The sequence below is a fragment of the Streptomyces sp. NPDC050988 genome, assembly GCF_044456225.1.
Taxonomy (GTDB): domain Bacteria; phylum Actinomycetota; class Actinomycetes; order Streptomycetales; family Streptomycetaceae; genus Streptomyces.
In genome coordinates this window covers 110,735-127,356 of sequence record NZ_JBITFQ010000019.1, presented here as the reverse complement: position 1 = coordinate 127,356, position 16,622 = coordinate 110,735, and the positions used below count along the sequence as shown (strand labels likewise).

The following is a 16,622-nucleotide window of genomic DNA, read 5'->3' as shown; positions in this document are numbered from 1 at the left end:
GACCCGGGCGATGTCCGGGTCGCTCCCGGCGCCGGCTGAGCGATCCGGCACCGCAACCACTCGCCCCTCTCAAGAGTCGAGGTGGCCCGGTCGCCGGACGGGCAGGATCACCGCCGACGGGCGCGGGGGGTCGTGGAAGACCTGCTGGTCCGCGGCACGGAAGGTGGTGGCGGTCGCCCGGGGCTCGCCCGTGCCCAGGTTGCGGTTGTAGCGGGGGAAGGCGCCGCTGGAGATCTGGAGGCGGATGCGGTGGCCGCGCTTGAAGCGGTACGCGGTCGGCCACAGCCGTACCGTCGCGCGGGAGGTCTCGTCGGCGCCGGTGAGGCTGATCAGGCCGTCGCACACGTTGGTCGAGCGGCCCTTCTCATCCACGTCGCACAGCCGGACGAACACGTCGGCGTAGGGCAGGCTGGAGCGGAACCAGATCTCGGCGGTGACCTCGCCGATGACCTCGGTGTCTGTGTCGAGCGCGCTGGTGGTGTAGGTGAGCACGTCGGGCCGGGCTTCGAGTTTCGTGTTGTCGACGCGACCCCCCTTGACGCCCATGGCCATGCGCACCCCGCCGACGGCCGGGGTGGGGTCGGCCGGGTCGTAGCGGTAGCCGTCCGGGGCGGACACGGCGGGCGGGTCGGTGGCCAGGACACCATCCGCCTGGAGGTGGAAGCGCTCCGGCTCGTATCCCGGCGGCGGCCAGGACGGGAAGTCGCGCCACGTCTCCTCGCCCATCACGAACAGCCGGACCGGGGCGCGCTCGGGCGGCTGCTCGCCGCGGGCGTGGGCCAGGGCGAAGTCGAGCATCTCGCCGGTGGCCGTCGCCCCGACGCCCATGGAGATGTGCGACCAGGGGCCGACCGTAACCCGGGCGGTGCGGCCCGCCGTCTGGAGTGCCTGGTAGTCGCGGAGTTGGCCGGGCAGGAAGATGTCGTACCAGCCGCCCACCGTACTGACCGGCACGGTGATGTCGGCGACCTGCCGACTGTGGTCGACCACCGACCAGAACGGTGCGTCGGCATCGTGGGCGAGGACGTTCTGGAAGTAGTCGGAGCGGCAGCCGATGGTGGCGGAGTCCGCCTCGCTCAGTGGCAGCGTGTAGAGGGCGCGCCGGTCCTTCCGTATGCGCAGCAGCTGCTGCACCCTCGACGACGGGCCTTCCTGGCCGGCGACCTGGATGCCCCAGTTGAACGGTGCCTCCAGGGAGAATCCGTCCTTGCGGAGCTGCTCCAGGGTGAAGGCCGATTCGGAGACCGACGGGATCATGGCCTTGACCTCGGGCGGTAGCCGGTCGGCCATTGCCCACTGGGCGAAGCCGAGGTAGCTGCCCCCGTACAGGACGAGCGATTCGCCGAACCAGAGCTGCTTGACCACCCACTCCAGTGTGTCCAGACCGTCCTCGCGCTCGCGGCGCAGTGGGTCGAAGGCGCCGCCGGAACCGAAGGTCCCGCGCGTGCTCTGGATCAGCACCTGAAAGCCGCGCTCGGCCATCGGCCTGACCAGCTGCATGGCGATCATGCCCGTCCTGCCGTATGGAGTGCGCAGGAGCGCGGTCGGCAGGCCGTCGGATCCGCCTCTCGGGGACCAGCGGTCTGCCAGCAGGACGGTCCCGTCGCGCATCGGCACCGGTACGTCGCGTTCGACGACCAGATCCCTGGTCAAGGGCGGTGGAAGGTGCAGCAGGCGCTGGACGAGATGGCTGCTCAGGTTCATTGGCATTGGATGCGATCTCCGTCTGCTCGGGCGTGGTGGCTGCTGGTGAGAGCCGATCTGAGGCGGAGTAGGCGCTCGGCCAGTTCGCGGGGATCGAGGGGGTCGGCACCGTCGATCAGCCACGTGTTGACGACCCCGCCGGTGCCGGTCGCGACGAAGGTCGCCAGGTCGTCCGCCGTCTCCTGGTCCAGCTCGCCGAACAGGTCCCGCAGGGCCTGCCTGTTGAGCGAGCCGAACAAGCCGTTCAGTGTGCCGGTCATGGCGAACGCGCACGATCCGGTCAGCATGGCGCGGTAGAACGGCCGGTGCTCCGCGAAGTGCTGTGCGAGTGCCAGCACCCCCTCGGCGACGTCGGTGCCGTTCCCGGCCTGCGGGATCAGTTCCCGTCTGATCAGGTCGACCGTGGCCTCCACCAGGAGCGCGTCACGGTCCCCGAACTGGAGGTAGACCAGCCGCCGGCTCACGTCCGCCGCCTCGGCGAGATCGATGACCGGGATGTCCGTCGTGCCGCGTTCGGACACCAGGCGCACGGCGGCCGCCATCAGAGCCGCGCGTGAGCGGCGCACCCTTCTGTCCTGGATTCCGGACTCCTGTGATGGCTCAAGCTGCATGCGAGCAAAATTACACACCTGAGAAAAATTACACAAGTGTGCACTTCTGCTCGTGGCCGTTCAGGGGCGGGGCCCGACCGGCCTGGCGTCGTACGGCGACCGGCGAACGGACCGATACGTCGCAGGGGCTGACGCGCGATGAGTTGCTCGCATTGCCGGCGGCTGTGAACTTGGAGACCGCGAACCGAGCGTTGTCTTTCAGTAGGACGACGGGGTACGCCCTCGCCAAGCGGGGGCTATATCCGTGCACGGTCCTCCGTCCGGGCAACACGTGCCGGGTCGTCACCGTCGAACTCCTCAAGCTGCGTCCGGAGACGGGCTTCGACTCGCTGACCACGCTGAAGCTCACCAACCGCCCGGACACGGCGACCTCGTCGGGGCCGGGCGTGCGGTCCGGTCGTGACGGTCAGGAGACGATCAGGGAGCCGGTCGCAGTGCCGTCTGCAGGACGCGGTCGACCGTGGCCCTGTTCTCCGGCGCGAGCAGGGCGAAGTGGCCTCCGTCGAGCAGCTCGACCCGGCATTCACCGGTGGTGTGCCTGGCCCAGGTCGGCAGGAGGTCCGCCGGGATCAAGAGGTCCGAGCACCCGCCGAGGGCATGCACCGGTACGGTGACGTGGACCGTGGTGACCGGTCCGACGGACAAGAAGCTCCAGGACAGTTCTCACGCGATGTTCGCCCGCTCGAACGCGTAGCCAGTCGGCTGGTCGCCACAGTCGTCGAGCGGCTGAGTGGCAGGGACATCGAGGAAGCCATCCGCGATCAGCCCGAGCGGTGGCAGGGCGATCCGCTACCGGCCGACCTGGTCAAGGCTTTCCGGAAGGACGGCGCATCCAACCCGATCGACAGTAGTGGGCCCCTGCAGGATATGACATGAGCATGGCGCACACGGAACAGCAGTCTGATGTGTAGGACGTGGCGATCATGGGCGGCGGCTTGGCCGGCCTGACGTAGGCGCTTCTGCTGAGGCAGGCCCGCCCGGACACCAACATCCTGGTGATCGAGCGACACAAGCACCCCGTGCCCGAGGCGGCGCACAAGGTGGGCGAGTCGACGGTCGAGATCGGCGGACGCTACCTGCGCAACGTGCTGGGGCTGGAGGATCACCTGGAGCGGCACCAGCACAAGAAGTTCGGTATACGCATGTTCTTCAGTGACGACAGCAACGACGACATCACGCGCCGGGCGGAAATCGGGCACTCCGCCTTCCCGCCCCACAAAGTCATCAGCTACCAGCTCGACCGGGGGCGGCTGGATCACCATCGGCTGAGCTTGGTCTGTGACGATGGTGCCGAACGTCGGATCGCGGCCCGTTGGGTGGTGGATGCCACGGGCCGGTCGTCGACGATCAAGCGTCAGCTCGGGCTGGTCAAGAAGGTGGAGCATCGCGCCAACGCGGCCTGGTTCCGGATCGGGCGCCCCATCGACATCGATGAATGGTCGGACGACCCTGGTTGGCACGACCGGATCGACGACCAGGTTCCGTACAGCGAGCGTGAGCTGTCCACCAATCACCTGATGGGTCCTGGCTACTGGGTCTGGCTGCTCCGGCTGGCCTCGGACGCGATCAGTATCGGCATCGTCGCCGATGCGGACATGCATCCGTTTTCCACCATGAATCGCTTCGAAAAGGCTATGGACTGGCTGCGCGAAAACGAGCCGGAGTGTGCCCGCGTGGTCGAGCGGCATCGCGACAAGCTCCAGGACTTCCGCGTCATGAAGAACTACTCCTACGGCTGCGAGCAGGCCGTGTCCAGCGACCGGTGATGTCTGACCGGTGAGGCCGGAGTCTTCCTCGGTCCGTTGTATTCGCCAGGCCCAACCAGCCGCATCAGTCGCACCGTCCAAGCCATCCACGCCCTGCTGACCTGCGACTATCCAGGATGAAAGAGGCTCAGTCAGCGAAACCTTCACGGGCCGGCTCGACCTCGAACAGCACCGCGGACGCACCCTCGGCAGCGTGATCGCCCGGGTATGCAGCGCATGCTCACACTGACCGCCTACGACCACTGACCCCTTGGAATCGATCATCCAGGCGGCTCGGCGTTCATCGGCTGCCGGAACGAAGCCCGGATGCTGCTGATGGCCCACGACGTCACCGGTCACGTCTTCAACGCCGGCCGCGACCTCGCCGAGGAGGTACCCGACGAGGTGGCGGATGTGGTGCTGCCATTCCTGGCCAAGCGGTTGTAGCCGTCCCTGTGCCCCGACCGCCACCCGCCACCCGCGACCCGTCAGCCGCTGGGCCGACGGCTGCGGTACGAGGCGATCGCGGTCAGCGCGAAGATCAGGGGCGCTCCCACCCCCATGACCGTGAACGGGTTCAGGAACGACTCCATCCACTCCGGCATGTCGACGAAGAGGGGCAGCAGCATCAGCACGGTCAGCGGGATGAAGGCCAGCATCACGGCGGCGAACCCCATCATGAGGGCCGCCTGACGTGCGTCGCGTCGGTCGATGAGGACCGCGGCCCGCGGGTCGGGCGCCCAGTCCTCGCCGCGCAGTTCCACCCATGAGTCAAGCAGCAGCCCGACCTCGCGCTCGACGCTCACATGAAGGTCGTCGACGAACGGCAACAGCACCTTGGCGCCGTCCCGGCCGTAGGCGTGCACGAGCACATCGGGCGCACCGCTCTGCACGGCCGACGCCGGGTTGATCTCGGCCCTGATGTCCTGGATGTCCTCCCATGCCAACCGCCTGCGCTTCACCATGCCGCGTACATGGAGTGCCTTGATGTCCGCGACGGTCGAACAGTGCAACGTGGCATAGAAGAGCCACCCCATCAGAGCCACCCACGCCGCGAGGACGGGATACCGGAACGAGGCGGGCACCTCTGCGCCCCACAGGGCCGCCAACACGCTCAGCGTGCCCACGACGATCACCCAGAGGAACACGTGCATCCGGGACCGTCTCATCCGGTACTCGCGCGGCAATCGTTCGTACCCCACAGCCACCCCCAGTACGGCGTGCCCATCCGTCGACGGGACCGATGGGGCACCATGGTGAGGCCCCAACTCCGTTGTGTCGAGGGCCCTTTGGGGATTGAGGCACTCCGGGTTGCCTCGACGCCTCGCCGCGTGCTCAGTTCACTACGACCGCCCGCCGAACTGCCAGTTGTGGACCTCGACGTCGGCGTACAGGCCCGGGGTCAGGACGGCGCGTGCCGCTTCCGGATCCGGTGCCCGGACCAGCACCGCCGTACCGCCAGGTGGCGCCGTCGTCGGACAACAGCGGCCCGTACGCGATGAGTTCGTCGTCCCGGTCCTGCGGTACGGCGAGGTCGGCGCCCTGACCCGAGCCGAGGCCGAGCACGAGGTACCGGTTGCCGTCGGTCCCGCCACCGGGGAAGTCCCACATGGTGCGCCCCAGCAGGTTGCGCCACCGACGCAGCAGTACGTCCCGGTACGCACCGGCCTGGTAGCCGGGCTCGTCGAAGGCGAATGCGCGGGCGGCGGCAGGATCCGGCAGGTCCACGATGTGCACGCTGCCGGTGGGTACGTCGTCCCCGGTGAGGGTCGGGCCGCGGGCGATCATCTCCTTGTCGAACCGGTCCATGTAGGACCAGTGCTCTTCCAGCAACTCGTGACGCAAAGCAACGGAGTTGGGCCGATCGCGGTGGTAGCAGAAGAACTCCATGCCCCACACTCTTCACCATCCGTCGTTCGGGCAGGATCCGGTTGTCACAGGCAGGGCCCGTCATGCAGGATCAGGCGTTCGAGGCGCGCGGAACCGCTGTGCGCGGCGGGGGCCTGAGGGGGCGGCGATCTTTTCCGTAGTCGTCAATGTGCTGGTCGGTCTGGTGACCAGCCTCATCGGTGGTGGGTGCGTCTGGCTCTGGGAGCGCGGCAAGCGCGCCGGCCGGCTGCGGCGCAAGGCGGACTTCTTCGGCCTCGTCCCCGGCGAGACCTGCTTCATCGTCATGGGCAACAAACACAACACGCGGGGCGTCACCACACACAAGGAAATCCGCGCCATGATCGAGGTGGCGACCCTGGCCGGCCAACTCGGCTGTGACGTCGAGACCGAGTCCAGCGAGGACTTCCGTGGCATCAACGACGACCGTACGGAGTTCTGTATCGGCGGTCCGCTCGGCGAGGCCAACCTCCGAACGGGCGGCCACCTCGCGGCCCACCTGCCCGGCGTCAGCATCCTGCCGTACGGTCAGGGTCCGGAGTCGGTGGCGTTCGACGTCGGCGGCCGACGTTACCCCTATCGGAAGAACGAGGTGGAGTACGCCCTGGTGGCCAAGTTCAGGCCACCGCAGGCGAGTCGTCCGGTCATGCTGGTCTGCGGCCAGAGCTCCCTGGCCAACCAGGCCGCGATCCACTTCCTCAGAAGGAACTACCACCAAGTGGCCGACACCCTGGACGCGGTCGACCGCTACTGCCTCCTGATCAAGGTCTCGGACATCGGTACGTACGGCTTCCAGGGGGCGAGCCTCGAACGGGACGTGACCGCCGACGCGTTCGCCGCGCCCTGACTACTCGGCTCCCGACCGGAATCCGACCCTGACCCCGTCGTTACGGGCCCGTGAGCTGCGTCTCGCAGACTTGCGCCATGCGTCGCCGCCGTACCCGCCGCCCTGCTGTCGCCCTGATCTGCCTCTGCACGACCACTCTGTTGTTCACGGGATGCTCGGGCGATGACGAGAAGTCGGCTCCGGCGCCCCCTTCCCCCGCCCAGCGGGACGACGGCGAGGTCAACCGGGACGACGTCAACGGCGACGGGCACGCCGACGCGGTCGTCAACGGCTGGTACAAGGAGCCGAAGCCAGGGGGCGATTGGCACAACAACCGCTTCGTCGCCCTCGCCGCGTCCGGCGGCCCGGAACCGGGCAAGGCATTCCGCCTCGCGGAGCGCTACGCCAAGCCCGACCCCCGGGTCACCAGCTCGCCGATCACGCACGACCGGTCGACCCAGTTCACCGGGGATCTCGATGACGACGGCCACGCCGACGTCGTCGTACGCAACCTGCTGAGCCACCCCAGCGGGAAGTCCACGCCCGACCAGCGCATCGTCTGGGGTGGCCCAGACGGCCCCGCGGGTGTCACGGAGCTGCCCGCCGACGTCCTCCCGACCACCGCCGCAGGGGACTTCGACGGCGACGGGGCCCTGGACCTGCTGACCCTGGCGGAGCCCGGCAGCGAGTACGACCGCAAGCCGCAGCCCGCGACCGTCCTGTACGGCCCGCTCAGCCGTGACGACGGGGCGCCCCGCACCACTTCGACCATCGATGTGGGCCAACAGGGGTGGGTGTCCGTGGCCCACGCCGTCGTCGGCGACTTCGACGGCGACGGCCGGGACGACCTGGTGACCAAGTCCGAGTACGACGAGGAGGATGTCCGCTTCGAGGACGACATGCCGGAAGACGTCACCGACGCCGTGTTCTACCGGGGTACGCCCGAAGGGCTGAAACCCGCTGGAGCCGTACCCGGCATCACGAACCAGGCCGACAGCCAGGTCGCTGGCGGCAAGCCCGTGGCCGCCGGGGACTTCGACGGCGACGGCCACGCCGACATCCTCGCCCGGGTGGGCTTCACCGAAGCCGTTGCCGTCTACGGAAGCGGCGAGGGCCTCGGCCGGGGCAGGGCCGCCCGCGATCTGGGGAAGCTGGATGTTGTCAGCGCCGTCGCGGTCGGTGACGTAAACGGCGACGGCAACGACGACTTCGCCACCCAGTCACCGGGCATCGATCGCCGTTTCGGCCAGGTGGTGGTGCTCCTCGGAGGCGAGGACGGGCTCGACACGGCCCGTACCGTCAAGATCGACCGGCGCGCCATCGGCCTCGGCGGCTCTCCGCAGCACGAAGGGGACCGCGACTTCTTCGGCTGGGACCTGCACATCGCCGATCTCGACACCGATGGCCGCGACGAGTTGCTCATCGGCACGTTCGGCTTCAACAAGCCCCGCAAGGACGCCGGTTACTGGATCCTGCGCGGAACGAAGAGCGGCCCGTCGAAAACGGACCGCCGCTTCATCAAGACCAAGGACTTCGGCGAGAACTGACCACCTTCGTGCGCCGCGTCGTCGGCGTCCCGGTCACGCGACCAGGCGCAGCCAGGCCGCCGCGAGTGCGGCGTGACCGGCCGGTGTCGGGTGCACCCCGTCCGCGGCCCAGTACTCCGGTCCGGTCGTCGCGGCGAGTTCGGCGAACATGCCGTCGGCGGCGAGCAGATGCGCGCCGTACTCGCGGGCCAGCTCGCGCACGACCTGGATCTTCGGGTCCAGGTCCGCCCGCCACTCCTTGCGTACCTCTTCGCCGAGGTGCATGTCGCCGACCTCGACAAGGCCGCGAATCGGCAGCAGGAACGGCTCGATGAGGATCAGTTCGGCCCCGGCCTCGGCGAGGGGCGCGAGCAGGCGGTCGTACCCTGCCGCGAAGTCCTCCGCGGGGATCACATGGCCGTCCGGATCGTACGAGTGCCAGCCGACGTCGTTTCCGCCCACGAGGATGGACACCACGTCCGGGCGCGCGTCGAGGACGTCCGCCTGCCAGCGGACTTCGAGGTCCATCACCTTGTCGCCCGCGATGCCGGAGTTCAGCCAGGTCACGTCCCGGTCCGGGTGCCGGTGGCCCCACTCGCCCGCGACGCGCAGCGGGTAGCCGAACCCGAGACGCTCTTCGCTCTCCAGCCGTTGACAGTCGGTGATCGAATCACCGGCGAACATCACGGTGCTTCCCGGGCGGATGGTGATTGTCATGTGTGCTCCTGTAACTCGGTTGTCGGGGTGGCTGGTTCAGATGTGCGGAGCGCCGAACCACTGGCCGACGGCCTGCTCGAACGCTTCACGGTCAGGGTCGCGATCACCTGCCCAGGCGACTGTGCCGTCGGGCCGGACCAGCACGGCACCCAGTCCGAGGTCGTTCCGCGCGGGACCGGCCTCGTACCGCATCCGGCTCTCCCAGCCCATCGCCGAACCGCGTAGGGATCGGTCGATGCTGAAATCGAGCGCGACGCCCCGTCCGTCCTGCATCAGGTCGCCGAGGCGGGTGCCGTCCTCGAGACGCAGGTCCGGGGCGTTGCGGCCGACCAGTGGGTGCTCACTGTCGAGGTCGTAGCGGTTCGACGATCCCGATGTCCTGTTGAACACGTAGGTCGTTCCGTCTCGGGTCCCGAGCAGGTCACGCAGCACGCCTTGGATCGCCTGGGCATGCGGGTCCGGCCTCATGGCCGCGGCCTGGGCTCGCGTCCAGTCGAGCACCCCTGCGCCGATCGGATGGCGCTCGCGGGTGTAGGTGTCGAGAAGCTCGTCCGGCCCATGCCCGTGCACGGTCGCCGCGAGCTTCCATCCCAGGTTCATGGCGTCGCCGAGGCCTAGGTTGAGTCCCTGCGCTCCAAGGGGGGAGTGGATGTGAGCGGAGTCGCCCGCGAGCAGGACGCGCCCCTGCCGGTACGTCGTCGTCTGCATCGCGCGATCGGTGAAGCTGGAGACGAGGTGGACCTCGGTCAGGGTCACGTCGGTGCCCGAAACACGGCGGAGAACCGCCTGGAGATGTTCGCGAGTCGGCCGCTGCGAGCGATCGAACGCGCCGCCGTCGAACTCGAGCATGCCGATGTACTCCTCCGAGGGCGTCCGGAGGTACATGCCTGTCGGCGTCAGGTTGAACCCGGGGCGCAGCTTCTCGGGATCGGCGATGGCGGCGAGCACGACGTAGCCGGTGAACTGCGGCTCGGTGCCGACGAATTCGAAGCCCGCGAGCCCGCGCACGGTGCTGCGTCCACCGTCACAGCCGACGACCCAGCGCGCCGCGTACTCGTGCTCGCCTGCTTGCACGACCACGCTCTCGGCGTCCTGCGCGACGGCTGAGACCGTGACGCCTCGCCCGACCTCCACGCCGAGCTTGGACGCCCGCTCGGACAGGATCGTCTCGACCGCTTCGAGGTTCGTCATCACGCCGTCCATGGCCGGGCCGGCAAGCCGGAACGGCAGGGCGGTGACGTCGACCTGGGCCGGATCGAGCATCACGCCGGCGAAGTGGCTCACGCCACGCGGGGGTGACGGCTCGTCCGTGTCGGTGTTCGCGCCGGGATCGTCGTGGACGCCCGACGCCGTCAGCAGCGGGTGCAGCATCCCGCGGCGGTAGAACGCCTCGACCGACGCGGCGGACAGGCCCCGCATCCCGAGCGGGTCCGCCTTCCACGGTGAGCGGAGTTCCGGTGCCCGTTCGAGCACCAGGACAGAGCAGCCCGCGAGGCCAAGCTCGCAGGCAAGGAAAAGACCAACAGGGCCGGCGCCCACAATCACTACGTCATGCACGAAACTCCCCTTCCGAAGCCTCTTCCGTCCGAGGCACGCACAGACTGACGCGGGCCGCTCACACCGGGCACACACGGCGCTGACATGGGGGCCCATGGCCCTGACACTCCCGACCTGCAACGTGTCAGCGCCGCGTTCGCGCACACGGCGGGCCTCTCGCGGCGGCGCGACGGGGAGGGGCGACAGGGAGGGGCGGCCGGGCGTACGCCGCCGTGACGACCGTCGCGGTCGCCGCCCGGCTCGTGGCGTCTTCCGGCACGGGAGCACACGGGGAAGTCAGGCACCGCCGTCCTGATTTGGGGATCGAGGGTGCCCGCGCGAAGATCGGGGGATGGACGGGGACGCGCGGCTTCGCATCACGCTGCTCGGCGCCTTCCAGGCGTCTCGCGGTGACACCGCCCTGCCCGTTCCCGGCGCGCGGTTGCAGGCTCTGGCCGTACGGCTGGCGCTCGCCGGCGGTCGTACGGTCCCGCAGGGCGTCCTCGTGGACGCGATCTGGGCCGAGGATCCGCCGACCGGACCTGCCCACGCCCTGCAAGCCCTGGTCTCGCGGCTGCGCCGGGCCTTGGGCTCGGCCGACCGCGTCGCGCAGGCCGCGGGCGGCTACCGGCTCGATGTGGACGCGGCCGACGTCGACGCGCTGCGATTCGAGCAACTCGCCGCCACCGGCCGTGACCGCCTGCGCGCCGGTGACCCGAGCGCCGCGGCGGCCGTGTTCGGCGAGGCCGTGGCGCTGTGGGGCGACCGTCCCGGCGCCGAACCCACGGTCGTCGCCGCGGTGGCGCCCGCCACCGCGACCCGGCTGGCCCACGCCTCGGTCGAGACCGTCGCCGACCTCGCCGACGCCGAACTGTCCCTGGGCCGTGCCGAGGCGGCCACCGCTCGCCTGACCGCACTCCTCGCCGAGCACCCCGTCCACGAGCGGGCGGCCGCGCTGCTCATGGACGCACTCGCCGCCCAAGGTCGTCAGGCCGATGCCCTGGCCCTGTACGAGAGGATCCGCGAAACTCTCGCCGACGACCTCGGCACCGACCCGGGCGCCGCCCTGCGCGAGCGCCACCTGAGCCTGCTGCGCGCGGAGAGGCCCGCCCCGGACACCGCGGGGACCAGGCCGAGCAACCTGCCCGCCCCGTTGACCAGCTTCATCGGGCGCGACGACGACCTCGCCCGGATCGACACGCTGCTCGCCGCCGGGCGCCTGGTCACCGTGTTCGGTCCGGGCGGCGCGGGCAAGACCCGGCTCGCCGTCGAGGCTGCCCGCCGCCACCGCCACGATTACCGCGACGGCGCTTGGATGATCGACCTGGCCTCGGTGACCGAACCGGCCAAGGTCGGCGCGGCCCTGCTCGCCGGGATCGGGCTACGAGGCGGCGCGATGTTCGAGGCCCGGCTGCGGGTGGAGGGCGACGAGTTGGACGTACTCGTCGACCAACTCGGCGGCCGGGAGAGCCTGTTGCTCGTCGACAACTGTGAGCACCTGATCGACGCCGTGGCCCACCTGGTCGCGGCACTGCTGTCACGCTGCGCGGGGCTGCGCGTGCTCGCCACCAGCCGCGAACCCCTCGCGGTCGACGGCGAGGCGCTCGTACCGCTCGGCCCGCTGGACCTGCCAGGCCCGGACGACGGCATCGAACAGGCCCGACAGGCGGCATCGGTACGCCTGTTCAGCGAGCGGGCCGCGGCCGTACGCCCCGGCTTCGAGGTCGATGAGACGACACTGCCCGAGGTCCGGCGGGTGGTCCGCAGCCTGGACGGGATGCCGCTGGCACTCGAACTGGCCGCGGCCCGGCTGCGGACGCTGTCCCTGCCCGAACTCACCGACGGGCTCTCCGACCGGTTCCGGCTGCTCACCACCGGCAACCGCACCGCACAGCCCCGGCACCGCACACTGCGCGCGGTCATCGCCTGGAGTTGGGACCTGCTGAGCGAGCGCGAACGTACGCTCGCCGAACGCGTGTCGATCCTGCCCGGCGGCGTCACGACCGCCTCGGCCACCGCGGTCTGCGCCGACACCGCGGTGCCGGCCACCGAAATCCCCGAGCTGCTCGCCAGTCTGGTCGACCGCTCGCTGCTGCAGCTCGCGCCCGCCCCGGGCCGCTACCGCATGCTGGAGACGCTGCGCGAGTACGGCACCGACCGCCTGGCCGAGGCAGGCGACCTCGGCACCGTACGCGACCTGGCCGCCGGCCACTTCGCCGAGCTGATGGCCCGCCACGACCCGCAGCTGCGCGGGCCCGGCCAGCTCGCGGCCATACGAGTCATCGGCGCCGACTACGACAACACGCTAGCCGCCCTGCGCCGACGATGTGACACCGGCGACGCCCCCGGTGCGGTCGCCCTCGCCCTGAACCTGACCTGGTACTGGCAGATGTTCGGCCGGCAGTCCGACGCGGCCTACTGGCTGGGCGAGGCTCTGTCGGTGCCCGGCGGCGAGCAGACGCCCGACCGCGACTGTGCCCGCGCGATCCACCTGCTCAACCGGGTCGACACCCGGCCGCGGACGACCGCCGAGGAGGCCGCGGGTGACCGGGCCGAGCTGCGCGTCCTGGCCGACCGGCTGCTCTCGTACCCGGAACTGCCCGGCCCGTACGGCGCGCTCACCGCGCTCCCGCCGACGTTCCTCCAGGGGGAGCGGACCACACCCGCGCTCGTCGAGCGCCTGGCCGACGGCGACGACGTATGGCTGTCGGGGCTGGCCCGCATGTTCCGGGCGCAGTTCGCCGAGAACGAGGGCGAACTCGACCGGATGCGCACCGACGTCGAAGCGGCCCTGGCCTGTTTCCGGCAGGTCGGCGACGGCTGGGGCCAGGCCAACGTGCTGCCGTTGCGTGCCCAGTTGAGGCAGTACGACGACGACCTCGACGGCGCGCTGGCCGACCTGCGCGAAGCCCGGGCGCTGGCAGGCGAGTTCGGCTCGCTCAGCCTCGGCGACGAGGTGTTCGGCGACCTGCGCTGGATCGACCTGCACCTGCGGCGCGGTGACACGGACCTGGTGATCGCGATGATCGACTCGGCCCGGGATCGGGCGTCGCGCGCGGACTCGCCGGAGATGCTGCTTCTGGTCGACGCGTGGGAGGCCGTCCTGTGGGTGCGGCTCGGCGACCTGGACCGGGCGCGGGGACTGCTCGACAAAGCCGAACGGGACGGCCCTCACAAGGACTGCCCGTTTCCCGGTGACCACGGGCGGACGCTGCTCGGCAGCGCCCGCGCCTCGCTCTGCCTGGCGACGGGCGACCCGGCCGGTGCGGCGAGGGCGCTGGCGAAGGCGTACGCGACGGCACTGGAGACACGGGACCTGCCGATCCTGTCGCTGGTCGCCGTCAACACGGCTGCGCTCGCCGAGGCGCACGGGCGGCATCACGAGGCGGCCGTCCTGCTCGGCGCCGCTTCCCGGCTGCGCGGCGCCCACGACCTGACCGATCCCCAGGTACGGGACCTCACCGGTCGAGGTCGGACCGCGCTGGGCGAGGAAGCCTTCGCCACGGCGTACGAGAAGGGGTGGGAGCTGGACGCGAAGACCGCCGTGACCGAAGTGGATCCGGCCCGGCTGTCCCCGGAACCGAGGACGGCTCACCTGGATCCCGGGTGATTCAGCCGGGGGCGCGAAGCGCGCCGACGGGGGAGCGCCGGCCAGTGGTCGTGGGCCGAGTCGTCCGCCGGGTCAGGGCACGGTGACGACGATCTCGCCGCGCGCATGGTCGCCAGCGCTGACCTGGTGAGCCGTGGCGGCCTCCTTCAGCGGGATCACGGCGTGCAGCGGGACGGTGAGGCGGCCGCCGTCGGCGAGGCCGGCAGGCAACGGTCCCTGCCCAGCCCGTCGGCCGCGATGGCCACCAGTTCGGGAAGGGAGGCATTCCCGGCCGCGTCCAGAACCACATCGACTCCTGCCCTACGACCGATGGTGTGCCGCTGCCTCCGCCAGTCCACCTCGACGACCTCTACATACGACCAGGCCGAAACGAGTGACCGGCGGCGTCCGCCCCATGGAGCCGCATCCGGGTGGCCGGACTCCAGGACTCCAAGGACGATGAGTTTCGCCGTGGTCACCAGTCTCTATCCACACAAGCGATCACCGCACTAGAGGAGAGCATGATGACCGCCACCTACACGTTCGACGTCTTCTCCAGCCTCGACGGCTTCGGCGCTGCCGGCGGCGACTGGACCGGCTACTGGGGCAAGCAGGGCCCCGAACTCCTCGACCACCGCCTCGGCCTGTACGCCGAGGAGCAGCGGATGGTCTTCGGGGCCAACACCTATCGGGCGTTCGCGCAGATGCTGGCCTCGAGCACCGAGGAGTCCGAGGTACGTGACCCATGGGTCACGCGGATGAGGAACCTGCCGGCGACGGTGGTCTCGACGACGTTGGAAGGACCCCTCGACTGGCCGGACGCGAACGTCGTGAGCGGCGACGCCGTCGACGTCGTCGCTCGGCTCAAGGAGGAGTCCGAGGTGCCGTTGCGCTCGCACGGCAGCCTGTCGATGAACCGGGCGCTGATGGCCGCGGGTCTGGTCGACCGAGTCCAGGTGACGCTCTTCCCTGTGATCACCGGCCGGACCGGCCTTGACCCGATCTTCCACGGTGCGTCCGACTTCGACCTGGAGCTGATCGAGAGCCGGACGCTCGACGGTCACATCCAGGAGCTGATCTACCGGCCCACACTGCACGCCTGAGGGAGCACCGGTCGCGGTAAGGGCCCGTGTCCACCGGTCGCGGCAAGGCCAGTGTCCGGGGACACCCGAACCACGGCAGCAGGGGGTAGCACGAGTGACCCCGTCGGTGGTCGTGTCCAGGATGGACGGCATGTCATCCTTCGCTCTTCCACGCCGTGAGTTCCTGGCAGCGACTGCTCTGGCGATGTCGCCGCTGGCGGGTACGCCTGCCGCACGGGCTCAGTCCCGGCCGATCCGTCGCTCGGCGATCCGGCTCCGCCTCCCCGAGCCGACGGGACCGTGCAGGATCGGCACGGTCTCACTCCATCTGACGGACCGCACTCGACCCGACCCATGGGTGCCGTCGGTGCCCCACCGCGAGCTGATGATCAGCGTCTGGTATCCGGCTCCTGCACCACGCCGCGGGCAGCGCCTCGCGCCATACATGGAGCGCGGTGCGGCCCAGCGATTCGACGCTCTGGAGCCGCATCGCATCCCTTCAGGCACGGTGGACTGGGCGGGCACACGCACACATGCCCTCCATCAGGCGCCCCCGGACCCACGCGGCGGGCGTCGGCCGGTGGTGGTGTACTCGCCGGGTGTCGGCGACCCTCGCTCCTGGGGCACTCTGCTGGCCGAGCAACTGGCCAGCCACGGCTACGTCGTTGTCAGCGTCGACCACACCTACGAGTCTCCAGGCGTGCAGTTTCCCGACGGCTCGGTCAAGACGAACGAGGTGCTGCTCGCGGAGTTCGCGCGGGCCCGGCGTGAGGGCACCGTTCCCGCTCTGCTGGAGAAGACGCTTCGCGCCCGGGTCGACGACGCTCGTTTCGTGGTGAATCGCCTCGGGGCACTGCCGTACGGGCTGTCGGAAGTGCTCGACACCGACCGGATCGGCCTGGCCGGCCAGTCGGGGGGCGGATTCACCGCCGCTCAGAGCATGTACGAGGACCGGAGAATCCGAGCCGGGATCGACCTGGACGGCACCCTGGAGTTCAACCAGGAACCCAACGGAACCAATCTCTCGCCGGTTGCAGCCCACGGCCTGGACCGCCCCTTCCTCCTGATGGGCCGTGAAGGCAGCGACCACGCGCGAACCGAGCCGTCATGGGCGGCGTTCTGGTCGCACAGCACCGGATGGCGCCGAGACCTGACCCTGCGCGGCTCCCGGCACCAGACGTACACCGATCTCGCGGCCGTCATGCCCCAGACCGGTCTCGGCCAGGACATCGTCGAAGAGACCATCGGCACGATCGACCCCACCCGTGCGGTCACCGTGATCCGAACCTGTGTCACCTCGTTCTTCGACCGCTGGCTGCGAGAACGCAACGACCGTGTTCTGGACGGTCCCTCAGCGAGTCTCCCCGATGTCGCCTTCGTCTGGTGAGCGGCCGCGCCA

General features: G+C 70.0%; 12 protein-coding genes and 4 pseudogenes. 8 read left to right on the top strand and 8 right to left on the bottom strand.

Going from position 1 to position 16,622, the window contains the following annotated elements:
* Positions 1 to 69 precede the first annotated feature (69 nt).
* Together ACIBEI_RS32395 and ACIBEI_RS32390 are read right to left on the bottom strand one after the other, a co-directional pair.
* Positions 70 to 1,710 carry a CocE/NonD family hydrolase gene (locus ACIBEI_RS32395; protein WP_398893756.1) on the bottom strand — a complete coding sequence of 547 codons (1,641 nt, stop codon included), beginning with the start codon at positions 1,708 to 1,710 and terminating at the stop codon, positions 70 to 72.
* Positions 1,701 to 2,315, bottom strand: a complete 615-nt coding sequence (locus ACIBEI_RS32390) for a TetR/AcrR family transcriptional regulator (RefSeq protein ID WP_398893755.1) — start codon at positions 2,313 to 2,315, stop codon at positions 1,701 to 1,703. Before ACIBEI_RS32390 ends, ACIBEI_RS32395 begins: the two co-directional genes overlap by 10 nt.
* A 128-nt stretch (positions 2,316 to 2,443) precedes the next feature.
* Between ACIBEI_RS32390 and ACIBEI_RS32385 the strand changes: the two are divergent.
* Positions 2,444 to 2,620: pseudogene (locus ACIBEI_RS32385) on the top strand (integrase); the annotation flags it as partial.
* Positions 2,621 to 2,732: 112 nt separating this feature from the next.
* Here ACIBEI_RS32385 and ACIBEI_RS32380 read toward each other — a convergent pair.
* Positions 2,733 to 2,960 (bottom strand): hypothetical protein, encoded by a 228-nt coding sequence (locus tag ACIBEI_RS32380; protein ID WP_398893806.1) that lies wholly within the window; start codon positions 2,958 to 2,960, stop codon positions 2,733 to 2,735.
* Positions 2,961 to 3,310: 350 nt separating this feature from the next.
* On the opposite strand from ACIBEI_RS32380, the gene ACIBEI_RS32375 reads away from it, so the two are divergent.
* Both ACIBEI_RS32375 and ACIBEI_RS32370 read left to right on the top strand, forming a co-directional pair.
* Complete coding sequence (locus ACIBEI_RS32375; RefSeq protein WP_398893754.1) at positions 3,311 to 4,081, top strand: NAD(P)/FAD-dependent oxidoreductase; 771 nt, start codon at positions 3,311 to 3,313, stop codon at positions 4,079 to 4,081.
* Positions 4,082 to 4,348: 267 nt separating this feature from the next.
* Positions 4,349 to 4,507, top strand: a pseudogene (locus ACIBEI_RS32370) (alpha/beta hydrolase); the annotation flags it as partial.
* Positions 4,508 to 4,548: 41 nt separating this feature from the next.
* On the opposite strand, the gene ACIBEI_RS32365 reads toward ACIBEI_RS32370, so the two are convergent.
* Positions 4,549 to 5,214, bottom strand: a complete 666-nt coding sequence (locus tag ACIBEI_RS32365; RefSeq protein WP_398893753.1) for a PH domain-containing protein — start codon at positions 5,212 to 5,214, stop codon at positions 4,549 to 4,551.
* A gap of 189 nt (positions 5,215 to 5,403) precedes the next feature.
* A pseudogene (locus ACIBEI_RS32360) lies at positions 5,404 to 5,950 on the bottom strand (YciI family protein).
* Positions 5,951 to 6,098: 148 nt separating this feature from the next.
* On the opposite strand from ACIBEI_RS32360, the gene ACIBEI_RS32355 reads away from it, so the two are divergent.
* The gene (locus tag ACIBEI_RS32355; protein WP_398893752.1) at positions 6,099 to 6,794 is read left to right on the top strand and encodes a hypothetical protein; all 696 of its coding nucleotides are present in this window, start codon (positions 6,099 to 6,101) and stop codon (positions 6,792 to 6,794) included.
* A gap of 77 nt (positions 6,795 to 6,871) precedes the next feature.
* A complete protein-coding gene (locus tag ACIBEI_RS32350; RefSeq protein WP_398893751.1) occupies positions 6,872 to 8,320 on the top strand; it encodes an FG-GAP repeat domain-containing protein in 1,449 nt (482 codons plus the stop codon).
* Between the two features lie 33 nt (positions 8,321 to 8,353).
* Here ACIBEI_RS32350 and ACIBEI_RS32345 read toward each other — a convergent pair whose 3' ends face one another.
* Positions 8,354 to 9,016, bottom strand: coding sequence for an SGNH/GDSL hydrolase family protein (locus ACIBEI_RS32345; RefSeq protein WP_398893750.1), 663 nt, complete (start codon positions 9,014 to 9,016; stop codon positions 8,354 to 8,356).
* Positions 9,017 to 9,052: 36 nt separating this feature from the next.
* Positions 9,053 to 10,573, bottom strand: coding sequence for an FAD-dependent monooxygenase (locus tag ACIBEI_RS32340; RefSeq protein ID WP_398893749.1), 1,521 nt, complete (start codon positions 10,571 to 10,573; stop codon positions 9,053 to 9,055).
* A gap of 331 nt (positions 10,574 to 10,904) precedes the next feature.
* Here ACIBEI_RS32340 and ACIBEI_RS32335 point away from each other — a divergent pair, with 331 nt between their 5' ends.
* Positions 10,905 to 14,162, top strand: coding sequence for a BTAD domain-containing putative transcriptional regulator (locus tag ACIBEI_RS32335; protein ID WP_398893748.1), 3,258 nt, complete (start codon positions 10,905 to 10,907; stop codon positions 14,160 to 14,162).
* 72 nt (positions 14,163 to 14,234) lie between these two features.
* On the opposite strand, the pseudogene ACIBEI_RS32330 reads toward ACIBEI_RS32335, so the two are convergent.
* Positions 14,235 to 14,458 (bottom strand): annotated as a pseudogene (locus ACIBEI_RS32330) (NADP-dependent oxidoreductase); the annotation flags it as partial.
* Positions 14,459 to 14,665: 207 nt separating this feature from the next.
* Between ACIBEI_RS32330 and ACIBEI_RS32325 the strand changes: the two are divergent.
* Together ACIBEI_RS32325 and ACIBEI_RS32320 are read left to right on the top strand one after the other, a co-directional pair.
* Positions 14,666 to 15,244 carry a dihydrofolate reductase family protein gene (locus ACIBEI_RS32325; protein ID WP_398893747.1) on the top strand — a complete coding sequence of 193 codons (579 nt, stop codon included), beginning with the start codon at positions 14,666 to 14,668 and terminating at the stop codon, positions 15,242 to 15,244.
* A gap of 130 nt (positions 15,245 to 15,374) precedes the next feature.
* Complete coding sequence (locus tag ACIBEI_RS32320; RefSeq protein ID WP_398893746.1) at positions 15,375 to 16,610, top strand: alpha/beta hydrolase family protein; 1,236 nt, start codon at positions 15,375 to 15,377, stop codon at positions 16,608 to 16,610.
* The last annotated feature ends 12 nt before the right edge of the window (positions 16,611 to 16,622 follow it).